Raw genomic sequence first — 12075 nt, forward strand, 5'->3', positions numbered from 1 at the left:
GATGACCGGGCCCGCCGCGATCGTCATGCCCAAGCTCGGTCTGACCATGACCGAGGGCCTGCTCGCCTCCTGGCGGGTCGGTCCGGGCGATACGGTCGCGACCGGCGACGTGCTCTTCGTCATCGAGACCGAGAAGATCGCGACCGAGATCGAGGCCCAGCATCCCGGCCGCATCGGGGACATCCTCGTCGCCGAGGGCGAAACCGTGCCGGTCGGAGCCGCGCTCGCGACCTGGGCGGATGGCGAGGACGCAGCACCCCCGATTCACGCTGCGGCCACGGCTGGTCCACACGCAGCGACCACGGTTGCACCGACGCCGCCCGCCACCCGACCCGCCGAGTCGCCCCGCCGCGACGCTGGCATGCGCATCGTCGCGACGCCTCTGGCCCGCCGGGTCGCCCGGCAGAACGGGATCGCGCTCGACCGGCTCTCCGGTTCGGGGCCGCATGGCCGCATCAAGCTCAAGGATGTCGAGGCGGCCCTGGCTGCGCCCGAAGCAATTCCCGCAACCGCGCTCTCACCGGGCCGCAACGCCGGCAGCCAGCGTCGCCCCGCCACGCCGATCGAGCTGGTGGTGGCGCGCCGGCTCTCCCAGGCCAAGCAGACCATCCCGCATTTCTACGTCCTGGCCGAGTCCGACATCACCCGCCTGCTCGCGATGCGCGAGGAGTTGAACGCGGCAGGCAGCCCGCAGCGCTTGAGTATCACCCATTTCATCATGGCCGCGGTCGGCCGCGCACTGGTTGCGCTGCCGCAGATCAATGCGGTCTGGGACGAAGGCGACATCGTCACGCTCGGCGGCAGCGATGTCGGAATGGCGGTGGACAGCCCCCGCGGCCTGATGGTCCCGGTCCTGCGCGATGCCGGCGCAAAGCACCTCGACGCGGTCGCGCACGGTTGCGTCGACATCGTCGGCAAAGCGCGGGACGGCCGGCTGACGACGGCCGACTGCGATGGCGGCGCGATCAGCGTCTCCAATATCGGCATGTATGGCGCATCGCATCTCGTCTCGATCATCAATCCCGGACAATCGGCGATCCTGGGGGTGGCCGCGACCAAGCCGGTCTTCCGGCCTGATGCTCAAGGCCAGCCGGTGCTCCGCCAGGAGCTCGGCCTCGTCCTGTCCTGCGACCATCGCGTCATCGACGGCGTGCGCGCCGCCCAGTTCCTCGACCTCGTCGTCAAGACGCTCGAACACCCGTTGCCGCTGCTGCGCCAGCCGACGCCCCAAGGGAGCCCGACATGAATTTCGATCGCAGCGACGAGCAGACCATGCTCGCCGACACGGCGCGGCGCGTGGGCGAGAAGTACGGCCTCGACTACTGGCGCGAGCTCGACGCCACGAAGGCCTTTCCGACGGCGATCTGGCAGGAGATCTGCGATGCCGGCCTCTGCGGCATCGCGGTTCCGGAGGAATATGGTGGCGCCGGCCTCGGCATGACCGAGATGGCTATGGCGATCGAGGCGCTCTGCGCCGCCGGTGGCGGCTCGACGCTGAGCCAGATGTTCATGTGCAATCCCGTCTTCGGCGGCGTCACCATCAGCACCTTCGGCACGCAGGCGATGAAGCGCGAATTGCTGCCCGACCTCGTCGCCGGCAAGGCGATGTTCGCCATGGCGCTGACGGAGCCCGACGCGGGAACCAACACGCTGGCGATGAAGACCTTCGCCAGGGCCGATGGCGATGGCTGGCGGATCAACGGGCAGAAGATCTGGATCACGGCGGTCCCGCAGGCCACGAAGATGCTCGTCGTCGCCCGGACGAAGAAGCTCGAGGAGGTCGGCCGCAAGACCGACGGCATCAGCCTCTTCCTCGTCGACGTCGCCCGCGACGGGCTGAGCCACCAGGCGATCGACAAGGTCGGCACCAACACGCTGCCGTCGAGCTCCGTCTTCTTCGAGGATGTCCGGGTCGAGCCGCACGAACTCGTCGGCACGCTCGATGGCGGCTTCCGCGAGCTGCTGGACGTGCTGAACACCGAGCGCATCGTCACCACGGCCGGCCTCGTCGCGACTGCGCAGCTCGCGATCAGGCTCGCCGTCGACTACGCCCGCGAGCGCAAGGTCTTCAACAACGCGCCGATCGGCTCCTATCAGAGCATCCAGTTTCCGCTGGCGGAGGCGCAGATCCAGCTCGAATGCGCGCGGCTGATGAACCACAAGGCGGCCACGCTCTATGACCAGGGCAAGCCCTACGGCTCCGAGGCCAACATGGCCAAATATCTCGCCGGCCATGCCGCCGGCCTCGCCACCGACCGCGCCATCCAGACGCTCGGCGGCATGGGCTACGCCAAGGAATACCATGTCGAGAGGCTGTGGCGCGACGCCCGCCTGTTCAGGGTCGCTCCCGTCTCCGAGGAGATGATCCTGAACTACGTCGCCCAGCATGATCTCGGCCTGCCCCGGTCCTACTGACGATGGCCGAGCCGAACAAAGCCGGGGCCGAGCCCGCCCTTCCTCTCCTGCTGCAGCCGCTGGCGCTGCGCGGGCTGGTGTTGAAGAACCGCATCGTCGTCTCGCCGATGGCGACCTACGGCGCCGTGGACGGGATGGCGAGCGACTTCCATTCGTACATCTGAGCCGCTTCGCACTGGGCGGGGGGGCTGGTGATGACCGAGGCGACGGCCGTGACCGAACAGGGCAAGATCACGCCCGGCTGCCGCGGCCTCTAGCGCGACGAGCAGATCGCGCCGTTCCGCCGTCTGACAGACTTCGTGCATACCCATGGCGCTGCCGCCGGCATCCAGCTCGGCCATAGCGGCGCCAAGAGTGCAGGCCAGCGTCCCTGGAACTACTATGGCCCAGTCGGCGAGGCTGACCTGCGCCGGCTTCGGCGAGAAGAGCCCGGAGCGTCTTGACACGGCGGTCACGGTGATGATGACCCTTTGGCGCATCGCCCAGACTCGCACGCCATCAACCGGAGCGGAATCCCCATCGGAATTCTTCAGTCGCCTTTAATCTACTAGGTTTCTAATGATGCGCCTATGTCTGCGTCACTGCAATAGTGGTGCGCAGTTGTGGCTGGCGATGTGTCACCTATATGAGGAAAATAGCTTCGGCCTTGCGCTGGTGCGCCAGGAAACGCTGAAGTTCGATCGGCGATGGCACCGTGAAATGACGAGAAAATGCCCCCGATCGAACAATCGATGCCATGTCCGGTCTCTCGACAGTCGGGTTCGCCGTCGAACTGTCTGTCTCGAACGCAAGGTCGTTGCCGGCCTGCCGGCGGAGCTCGGCCAGCGCACCGGTGGTGACCAATCGCAGCAATCCTCCTGCTAACATTGGGCGGTGGCCTATAGCGAACTGGTAGCAACGACGAAGGCCCTTCATCGCGAGGTTGACAGAGCAATAGCACATTCGGAATAGCGTACGCATGACACGCCCACCGCCCGATCAAAAAAGCTCGCCCTCTTCGCTTGGGTCACAGAGCTGGTTCGAGTTGGCGCGCGAGGTCAGTCAGGCCGCAGCAGGCAAAGGCTATGGCGGCCATGAGGAGGTCTACGCGGCCTTCGCCGCCGACCGGAAGCTCCACATCCAGTCGATCCGTCGGGCGCTGACCGCCTTGACCGGAATCAGCAAGGTCGCGGCCCTCGACCCCGGCCGCGCGGGGCGCTTGCGGGATCTGCCAGTCACCGTCGTCAACACGATCGCGCGCTGGATGGAGTACGACCGCAGGGCCGCCTTCGAGGCGATGGATCGCTATGAGGCCGGCGTCATCGGCACGCGCCAGATCGACATCGAGGAGCGCGAGGCCCGCAAGCGCAATGCGGACTTCTTTGCCCACATCACCCGCTATGAGGGCCTCTACGAGCTCGACGCCTTCGACACAGCCTTCGCCCATCTGCTGAAGGATTGGCGCAGCGAACCGGCGGGGCCCTTCGACGCGACGGGCAAGGGGCCGTTCTCGCGCTGCTTCCGGCATCGCCAGCGCGACGAGCGCTGCCTTCTTCTCGTCCCAGGACCATTCCCTCAGCCACGCGACTGGGAGAACGAACGCAACAGCATCATGCTGCAGGCCCAGGGTGCCGTCTCGATGGGGTACAGGGTGCTGATCGTGGTGCCGGCGGCTAACGGCATCAAGTCCACGCTCGAAGGCTGGCTGAACACCTTCGGGCTGACCGGCGACCGCATCGAGATCCTGGAGACGGAACTGCGTCAGTTGCCAAACGAGCCCGAGGACGCCGGCGCTCCCGCCCCGTGACGAACGCCATAGGACGGAGCGTCCGCCTGCGGCGCACCACCCTCGCCTGCGGCCTGCCTCCGGGCTGCCATCTCCTGCATCCGCTGCGCGCCGAACGCGAGCGGATCGGACTCGGGCTGGTTCTGGGCCTCCGGCCGCACGGATGAAGCCTGCACGTCGGGGGGCTGCTGGACCTGGCGATCCGCCGACGTCGCATCGTCACCTCCCTTCTGCGTCTTGTCATCCGCCGTCTCGCGCGGCTCGGCCGGCTCGATCACCGTGCGCGCAGCCGACGGCTGCAGCTTCGGCTTCTGCCTGGGCGGGGTCGCCTTCTTAGCTCCCCTCGCCGCCGCATCCACAGCTCGGCCGCGCCTCAGCAAGGCGCGCAGAACCTTAAGGTTATCCTCGGTCGCACCGCCCTCGATCTCGGCGGCCAGCACGGCCACAATCTCCTCGTCGCCGTAGTTCTTGTCCCGCAGCTCGGCGAGCAGCGAAGCGAGCGCTTCGCCCATCAGACGGTGGTCATAGGCGCGCGGCACGCCCTCCTTGAGCTTGAGGCTGGCGCGCTCGAACGCCTCGCGGTCGAACGTGAAATGGGCGGTGCTGGTACGGGCCATGGTGATCCTCACTTGGCAGATGCGATTTGTTGCTATTATCATTGCTCGCAACGATTCGCTAGCCCATCGACTCGTCACCGTTTCCGACATGGACCGGAACCGACAGGGGAACACAGGTATGAAGAAAGAAAGGAGGGGGCAAGCAATGCGTTTTGTAAACAAAACGCGGTCGTCGCCTGCGGCTGACGAGGCGGACGGTCGCAAGGCTCCTGGTCCGGTCAACAAGAAGATCGCAACCGAAGTCATCGGTACTCGGGTCGAAATCGGCCTTCTCAAAGCCATCCAGGACAAGGCGCGCCGCGATGGCGTCTCGCTGAGCGCCGCAGCTCGGGACGCCCTTCGCCTCTATGTCGATCACGCGCCGGCCACCTCGGATCGGCGACAGCGCGCAGCGTTACTCGGCGAGCTCATCCAGTTGCGCGCGAGCCTGAAGCAGCTCGTCGACCTGCATGAGCAGGACCGGCGTCAGGGTCTCCAGACAGATCCGGACGTCGAAAAGGATCTGATCCTCACAATCCAGGCGATCGAACAAGCGGTGCGGAGGCTTACCGCATGATCGTCGCGAAAATCCTCCGATCAGCTGGATTCGCAGACGTCATCAGCTACGTGCTGGGGCCAGACAAGGGTGTGAAGCCCGGGCAGTTTCAAGCCCGCAATATCGTCGATATCGGGCGCGCAGCACCGGAGATGGAGCTGATCGCGCGACGCAATCACAGAGCCGTCGATCCCTGCTGCCACATCATTGTGTCCTGGTCGAAGGACGAGGACGTCACGATTCCCCGACAGCTTCAGGCCGGACGTAAACTGTTGCGCGCGCTCGGTCTCTCCGACCACCAGGCGCTGATCGTGCCGCATTATGAACCCAAGGACGGCATCGTTCCAGGCCCGGACGGGCGCCACTACGAGATGCATATCGTCGTCAACCGGATCCATCCCGACGGCCATGCGGATCGGATGCCGCATTCGTTTGTGCGTGCCGAGAGGGCCGCCTATCGAATCTCTCAAGAAACGGGATTCGCCACCGTCCCGGGGCGGTTCAACAGCATCGGCATCGAGGGAGCCGGGATCGACAAACCCGGCCTCGGCGCCAAGATCGGCAGCATCAAGGGGCAGACGGGGCGGGCGACGCTGGCGGATGAGCTCCGCGATCGGCCCGGCGTGCTCGACCTGTTGCGTACCGCGCGGAAGGACAACTGGGTCTCGCTGCTGCGCGCATTCGCGGCGCAGGGAATTGTGATTGCAAGGCCTCCGGAGGACAATCGGGCGGCCAAGATGCGGGCTGGCCGCAGTCTGAAGCGCGCCGAAGAACTCGGCCCTGAATTCGCCTTCAAGCGCGGCCTCGTCATGATGGACGCTGCCGATCCGAGCCGGCACATCAAGCTTTCGTCCCTGGACAGCCCTTATGAAAAATGGGGCGAGACGGCGCTGGTCAAGGAACTCGGACCGGTCCCCGATGGGATGTTGGCAGCTGCAGCTGACGATGCGCGCCGGAAAGCGGCGGCCAAGAGAGTGCCAAGCGAACTGCGTGACGTTCCCGGACTGAACCCCCATCCGGTCGGCTATCGGGATTTCGCCATCGCAGAGCAGAAGGCCAAGCGACAGCTGGAAGAACAGATAGCTGCCGATCGCGTGAAGCGATCTGCAATCTATCAGGGCGCCAAGCAGCAGCGCGACAGCGCAATGCTCATCGCCCGCATGCGCCGCCTGATGCTGCGCGGGTTCTTCGGCCGCCGATCGCTCGTCGCGTCAGCCATCAACGCTCTTCTCGATCAGCGCCTCGACCTCAAGCTCGCGGCGGTTCGCAGCGAGCGCGACACCGCGCTGACAGCCCTGAAGGAAGCCGCGGCTCGGGAGAGGGTGGCCGTGCCGCGCTGGGCGGACTGGCGACGTCAGCCGCAGAGCGTCCAGCAGCCAGAAATCCCGCCCATACAGGAGCAACCACACACAGCCGCCACCTCTCCAGTGCGGCCTCGGCCAAATCACAAGCCTCCCGTCTTCGGCGCTGCGAACGTTCCATATCGCCGTCCGACATTCAAACCCGCGACACCACCCTCCCGTCCCAGGCCCACGCCCGGCCGGTGATCTCGTCAACCATAGGAGATATCCGAATGAACACGCAGAATCTTCCTTCCAGGCCCGGTCCGATTACGGTTTGCGCGCAACTCGGAGACGCCGCGCGCGTGATGCCGCCTTATCTTCAGTTCCAGACCCAGCCGAAGCGATACCGCGGCAGGGTGGCCACGCTGTCCGTATTCGGCGGAAACCGGGCGCTGGATGATGCGCTACGCAACGTCTGTCAGGACCGCGTCGTCGTGATCGATGCTCAGAGCCAGACCCTGACCTCGTTCTTCGGCCAGGCGCAGCTCGGCCACGCACTCGCCGGCAAGGTCCGCGCGATCGTCCTGTTCGGCGCGATCTGCGGCCCGAGCAAGCTGAAGGAGGCCGTCATTCCCATCATCGCGATGGGAATAACGCCCAGAATGGCACCATCCGGCAGTGGAACGCTGATCCGTCATCATTTCATGACGGAAATCGGCCCCATCCAGGATGAAGGCCCCGACAACGGCCAGCCCGGCGACTACATCGTCGGATCGGAAAACGGCCACGTCATCTGTAAAACCACCGACTATGCAAGGGTGTTCGGCCAGAACGCCCTGTAGTGGTGGTTGTCCTGCTCGGCCAAGGCGATTGCAAAGGTCCTTGGGCCGACGGCGCTGACCCAGCTGGATTCAGACCTGTCCGACGAGCCCGTCTGATCGCCCGTCGCGCGAAGCCAGGCCAAGAGGGGCAGATGGATGATGGGCGGAACCCAGTGAAGGGAACCCCCGGGGAACTGATGCAGACTCGTTTCGTGAGCAAGCGCATCGCCGGGCCTGACCACCCGACGATGGATGTCCTCTATGACCGATTACTCCTTGCCGCCCGGCGACGACGCGCGCCCCGAGGCCGACGAATTCGCCCTGTACACGCGAGCCTACCTCCAGCGGCATGCGCCAGCGATCCTGTTCAACATGTGGCGGCGCGCTCTGGCCCACGCCCTGCTGCTCGAAGCCCAGCCCGAGCGGGTCTATCCCGAGCACGGCGGCTTGAGCGCTCTGCAGCTCGGTGAAGGCGCGCGGGTCGCGGCCCGGCGCATGGCTCTTCTGCTCGCCGAGGCGCCGACCGAGATCGAGGCCGTCCTCGAGCTCAAGATCGCAAGCTACGAGACGATGGCCTTCGACGATCACGAATTCGCCCGCAGCCATACCGCGGTGATGATGGAAACGGCGATGCACCGCGATGCGGCGAAGATGGGCATCGGGCTCGGCAAGGTCCCGTTCGACAGCGTCGACCGGCACTGAGGAGCGAGCGATGTCCAACCTCCTGTTCTTCGATCTCGAGACCTCAGGTCTCGCTCCCGCCTGGGATGTCCCCCTCCAGGCCGCGTTCGTCCGCACGGATGCCGATCTCACCATCCACAGCGAGACCGTTCTGCAAGCTCGCCTGCCGGCTCATATCGTGCCGAGCCCCGACGCCCTCCTGATCACCGGGCTCGATCCCAACGCGGTCGAAACCGCGCCTCTGTCCCAGCTCGCTCTGGCACAGGCCATCGCGCGTCTTCTCGTCGAGACCGGCCCGGCGACCATCCTCGGCTTCAATTCGATGGCGTTCGACGAAGAAATCCTGCGCCACAGCCTCTTCCAGACGCTTCACCCGCCCTACGCCACCTCGCAGCCGGGCTTCCAGCGCGCCGACGTGCTGATCATGCTGCGCGCCGTCGCCATGCTCGAACCCGACGCGGTCACGATTCCACTGACGAGGGAGGGCAAACAGACGATGCGGTTGGGCCCGGTCTGCCGCGCCAACGGCATCGCCTTCGACGAATCCGACGCGCACGACGCCCGCAACGACGTGCATGCCACGATCGCGTTGTTCAAGCGCCTGCGCGAGCGTGCGCCGGCACTCATCGCCGCGATGATGAAAAACGCCCACAAGAACGGGCCCTCCGCCATGCTGAAGCAGACCGAACCTCTCGGCCTGGGCGTGTTCGGCAGCATGATTCCGGTGACGGGGATCATGCCGGTGCCGGGCAATGCCGCTTCATGGGCGGTCGCCGACCTGTCGGTCGAGCCGGACTATCTCGAAGCGACCGCCGAGGAGCTCGGCGAACGCCTCTTCGCCAAGGGCATACGGCCGATCCGGCTCGTCAAGACGAACGCCCAGCCCTGCCTGCTGCCATGGGAACAGGCCCATATCGGCGCGAGGGGGACGATGCCGTCGTCCGCGCTCTGCCGCGAGCGCCTGAACCGGATCCGTGCAGACGCACGGTTCCGCGAGAACCTCACGCTGGCACTGGCCGGCCGGTTCGCCGACAGGCCGCCCAGCCCCTATCCTGACGCCACTCTCTACAGTGGCGGCTTCATTCCACGCGAGGACGCCATGACGTCGCGGCGTTGGCATGAGGTCGGCTGGGATCAGCGCGTTGCCCTGGCCCGCGGTCTTCTCCAGGACGAGAGGTTGAAGGCTTTCGCCAATCGGTGGGCCTATCTCGAAGCCCCGCAAGCGCTGTCTTCAGCAGAACGACATCGCGGCTCGCAGTGGCTCGACCACCGACTCAACACCACCGACGACGTCCCCTGGCTGTCCCTCTCCGCCGCGCTCCAGCGCGTGGCGTCGCTGAAGGCCGCCACCGACAGTAGCGACCTGAAAAAGCACAGACAGCTTGCGGTCATCTCGCGCTGGCTGACGGACCGGGGCCAAGCGGTGCGCCGCGCAGCTTAAGGCGTCGAGCCTGACGTCGTCGTCGCTGGCATGCACTGGCGCGCTCTAATGCGCTGGGGTCGAAAAGGTCTGACACTGATCCCGGAAAATCCACCCATCGCCGACGAGGCGGTGCCGACGGGCGCCGCCTTTTCGATTCTGGAGGCGGCCGCGGGCCGGAAACGATCAGGGAGAAAACAGGAATGCGTCTGCCTGGAGCAGATCACCCCGATGAAACAGGACGATCAGTCATGAAGACCAAAGCCTCGAAGACCAAGAGCTCGAAGACCAAGACCTCCCGCCCGAACGCGACGCTGGGCACCATCGCCCGCGACGCCAACCAGTATCTCGTCACCGACGATCTCGCCGGTCTGGAACAGCTGGTCCCCGACGCTCCCAGCGAACGCGAGCAGTTCGCCATCTTCCGCGCTCAGCTCCCGGCGCTCCTCGACCTCCGCGGCCGTGGTCAAGCTCATACGATCGCGGTCGCGCAACTCATCAAGCTCCTGTCCAAGGAGCCCCATCTCGTCGAAGCCTGGATCGATGTCGCCAACGCCCTGACCATCCTGACCAACAGCGCGCATCTCGCGCTGATGCTGCTGCCCGTTCGCAGCGACGATGACGCCTGGACGCGTGAGGACTTCGGGCGCCACCTCCTGAATCGCGCGCGTGCGCATGGCGATCGTGACGAGCTCGCTGCGACCCGGCGCGCTGTCGGCAAGCTGCCGAAAGCTCCGACCCTGAACCTGCTTCGCGATCCTGAAGGGGTCATGAAGATGATCACCACGATGGCGCGACGCGCCGCGGCGCTGAACCCGCCCCCGAGCGGACATGACGAAGCGGGACGCCCAGGCGTCTACACGCTCCAGCAGGCTGAGAGCCTCGAGGCCTTCTTCGATGCCAGCCCAGACCTCGGCGAACTGTTCGACCAGGCACGTGCACTCGTCATGCGCATCGATGGGTGGCAGGCCGACGGGGTCCGTGACGAAGCTGACGACGCCGCCATCGAGGGCGCGCAGATCCTGGCCTATGCCCGGCTCATGCGCGTCGCCCTGTGGCCGGCACGTAGCGATGCCGACGTCACCACGAAGATCGCAGCCCGCAACCTCGTCGCAGCGCGCGACACCGATCCCGATCGCTTCCGCGCCCTGTGGGAGCTCGCCTTCGGCCAGGGAGAAACCATCGCGGGGCAGAGCGATCGCTTCCGCCGGGTCGGCAAAGCCGACTGAGAGCCGCGACGCCGACCGGCCAACGCTGAGATCGAAGGGGCGCACCCGGCTGGCGCGCCCCTTTTTCATGTCGGTCGACGGGCGGAAAGACCAGGCCGCTCCCCCACAACCCTCCCACTCCAAGACCGAGACAGAATGAACATGACGACGAAAACCAGGCACGGCGCGAGCGACGACGAGGCCGAACAGATCGGATTCGCCGACAGCACGAAGCCGGGCACGTCCGACGCCAAACCGATTCCCGGCAGCACCGTTGCGATATTCGATCCCGGAGCAGTGAAGACCCAGCTGCGGCTGGGTGCCTGCACGGCAGACGAGCCCGACGCAAGCTGGAACGATCAGCCGGCGATAACGTCCTCGTCGCCGGAAGAGCAGAGCAGGCTGGAACGACTGCGTGCTCTCATCTTCACCGACCCGCGGCGCCGGCTTCTCCACGCTGACACCGCCATGCGCAACACGCTGGCTTTCTTGCGCGACGAGTGTCCCGCCTTCATCGCCGTCATCGATCTGATCGATCGGGCGCTTGCCCTGTCTCACCTGTCAGGCACCGGCATCGCGTTTCCGCCGATCCTGCTCTGCGGCGCGCCCGGCATCGGAAAGACCCACTTCAGCCGACGGCTGGCCGACGCGCTCGGCACAGAGCAGCATCAATTCTCATGCGGCACGAATTCCGACGCTCAGGCCCTGATCGCCGGCCACCCGCCGAGCTGGAAAGGCGCCCGGATGGGGTCCATCACAGAAGCCCTGCTGGGCGGCGCGATAGCCAACCCGCTGATCGTCCTCGACGAGGTCGACAAGTTCGTCACCCATGCCAGCGAGAAGCCCTACAACAGCCTTCTCGCGCTCATCGAACCAGAAAACGCGGTCGCGCTCGTCGACGAATATCTGCGCATTCCCTTCGATCTGTCGCACTGCCTGATCCTGGCGACCGCCAATGACGTCGATGTGCTCCCCGAGTTCATCCGCGACCGCTTCCTGATCGTCGACGTACCCGCGCCGAGCGGAGCCGGGCTGCTCGCCGTCACCCGGCGCATCGCGCGCACCATCATCGCCGGACACGGCAACGCTTTCGCCGAGCCCGACGAGACCGTCATTACCAGGCTGGCACGCGCTCATCCCCGGCGCATCCGTCGCGTGCTGACGCTTTCGCTCGGCTACGCCGCGGCCGCCGGTCGAAACCATCTCATCGTCGCCGACATCGATGCAGCCGAACAGATGGCCGCAGGCACGAGAACCGCCATGCCCATCGGCTTCATCCGCTCAACGGAGGCGTGAAACCGGGCCGCCTGCGGTCTCTGGGCGGATTCAG

At 65.9% G+C, this 12075-nt stretch carries 14 protein-coding genes; 12 read left to right on the forward strand and 2 right to left on the reverse strand.

Annotated elements, in window-relative coordinates; translation table 11 throughout:
• Position 1: 1 nt before the first annotated feature.
• The 3 genes from BMZ69_RS07400 to BMZ69_RS31525 are packed head-to-tail and all read left to right on the forward strand — an operon-like array spanning position 2 to position 2579.
• Positions 2 to 1246 (forward strand): dihydrolipoamide acetyltransferase family protein, encoded by a 1245-nt coding sequence (locus BMZ69_RS07400; protein WP_092155939.1) that lies wholly within the window; start codon positions 2 to 4, stop codon positions 1244 to 1246.
• A complete protein-coding gene (locus BMZ69_RS07405; protein ID WP_092155940.1) occupies positions 1243 to 2415 on the forward strand; it encodes an acyl-CoA dehydrogenase family protein in 1173 nt (390 codons plus the stop codon). The genes BMZ69_RS07400 and BMZ69_RS07405 overlap by 4 nt, the downstream gene beginning before the upstream one ends.
• A gap of 2 nt (positions 2416 to 2417) precedes the next feature.
• Positions 2418 to 2579: a hypothetical protein gene (locus tag BMZ69_RS31525; RefSeq protein ID WP_175506705.1), complete on the forward strand. Its 162-nt coding sequence runs from the start codon at positions 2418 to 2420 to the stop codon at positions 2577 to 2579.
• Between the two features lie 457 nt (positions 2580 to 3036).
• Here BMZ69_RS31525 and BMZ69_RS07410 read toward each other — a convergent pair whose 3' ends face one another.
• The gene (locus tag BMZ69_RS07410) at positions 3037 to 3258 is read right to left on the reverse strand and encodes a hypothetical protein (protein ID WP_092155941.1); all 222 of its coding nucleotides are present in this window, start codon (positions 3256 to 3258) and stop codon (positions 3037 to 3039) included.
• Between the two features lie 115 nt (positions 3259 to 3373).
• On the opposite strand from BMZ69_RS07410, the gene BMZ69_RS07415 reads away from it, so the two are divergent.
• Positions 3374 to 4201, forward strand: a complete 828-nt coding sequence (locus BMZ69_RS07415) for a hypothetical protein (protein ID WP_139218993.1) — start codon at positions 3374 to 3376, stop codon at positions 4199 to 4201.
• On the opposite strand, the gene BMZ69_RS07420 is transcribed toward BMZ69_RS07415, so the two are convergent.
• The gene (locus BMZ69_RS07420; RefSeq protein WP_092155943.1) at positions 4156 to 4797 is read right to left on the reverse strand and encodes a hypothetical protein; all 642 of its coding nucleotides are present in this window, start codon (positions 4795 to 4797) and stop codon (positions 4156 to 4158) included. The genes BMZ69_RS07415 and BMZ69_RS07420 overlap by 46 nt on opposite strands.
• Between BMZ69_RS07420 and BMZ69_RS07425 the strand changes: the two genes are divergently transcribed.
• The 8 genes from BMZ69_RS07425 to BMZ69_RS07455 all read left to right on the forward strand — a co-directional run bounded on the left by BMZ69_RS07425 (position 4796) and on the right by BMZ69_RS07455 (position 12041).
• Complete coding sequence (locus tag BMZ69_RS07425) at positions 4796 to 5353, forward strand: hypothetical protein (protein ID WP_139218994.1); 558 nt, start codon at positions 4796 to 4798, stop codon at positions 5351 to 5353. The genes BMZ69_RS07420 and BMZ69_RS07425 overlap by 2 nt on opposite strands.
• Positions 5350 to 6879, forward strand: coding sequence for a relaxase/mobilization nuclease domain-containing protein (locus tag BMZ69_RS07430; protein ID WP_092155945.1), 1530 nt, complete (start codon positions 5350 to 5352; stop codon positions 6877 to 6879). Before BMZ69_RS07425 ends, BMZ69_RS07430 begins: the two co-directional genes overlap by 4 nt.
• 26 nt (positions 6880 to 6905) lie before the next feature.
• Positions 6906 to 7457, forward strand: a complete 552-nt coding sequence (locus BMZ69_RS07435) for an RraA family protein (protein ID WP_092155946.1) — start codon at positions 6906 to 6908, stop codon at positions 7455 to 7457.
• Positions 7458 to 7697: 240 nt separating this feature from the next.
• A complete protein-coding gene (locus BMZ69_RS07440; protein WP_092155947.1) occupies positions 7698 to 8138 on the forward strand; it encodes a hypothetical protein in 441 nt (146 codons plus the stop codon).
• A gap of 10 nt (positions 8139 to 8148) precedes the next feature.
• Positions 8149 to 9558, forward strand: a complete 1410-nt coding sequence (locus BMZ69_RS07445) for an exonuclease domain-containing protein (protein ID WP_175506706.1) — start codon at positions 8149 to 8151, stop codon at positions 9556 to 9558.
• Between the two features lie 48 nt (positions 9559 to 9606).
• On the forward strand, positions 9607 to 9792 hold the full coding sequence (locus BMZ69_RS31030; RefSeq protein ID WP_139218995.1) for a hypothetical protein: 186 nt from the start codon (positions 9607 to 9609) through the stop codon (positions 9790 to 9792).
• Positions 9789 to 10766: a hypothetical protein gene (locus tag BMZ69_RS07450; RefSeq protein WP_092155949.1), complete on the forward strand. Its 978-nt coding sequence runs from the start codon at positions 9789 to 9791 to the stop codon at positions 10764 to 10766. Before BMZ69_RS31030 ends, BMZ69_RS07450 begins: the two co-directional genes overlap by 4 nt.
• A gap of 135 nt (positions 10767 to 10901) precedes the next feature.
• Entirely contained in the window at positions 10902 to 12041 is a 1140-nt protein-coding gene (locus BMZ69_RS07455; RefSeq protein ID WP_092155950.1) for an AAA family ATPase, read from the forward strand.
• Positions 12042 to 12075: the final 34 nt, after the last annotated feature.

This window comes from Allobosea sp. CRIB-10 (assembly GCF_900112185.1).
GTDB lineage: Bacteria > Pseudomonadota > Alphaproteobacteria > Rhizobiales > Beijerinckiaceae > Allobosea.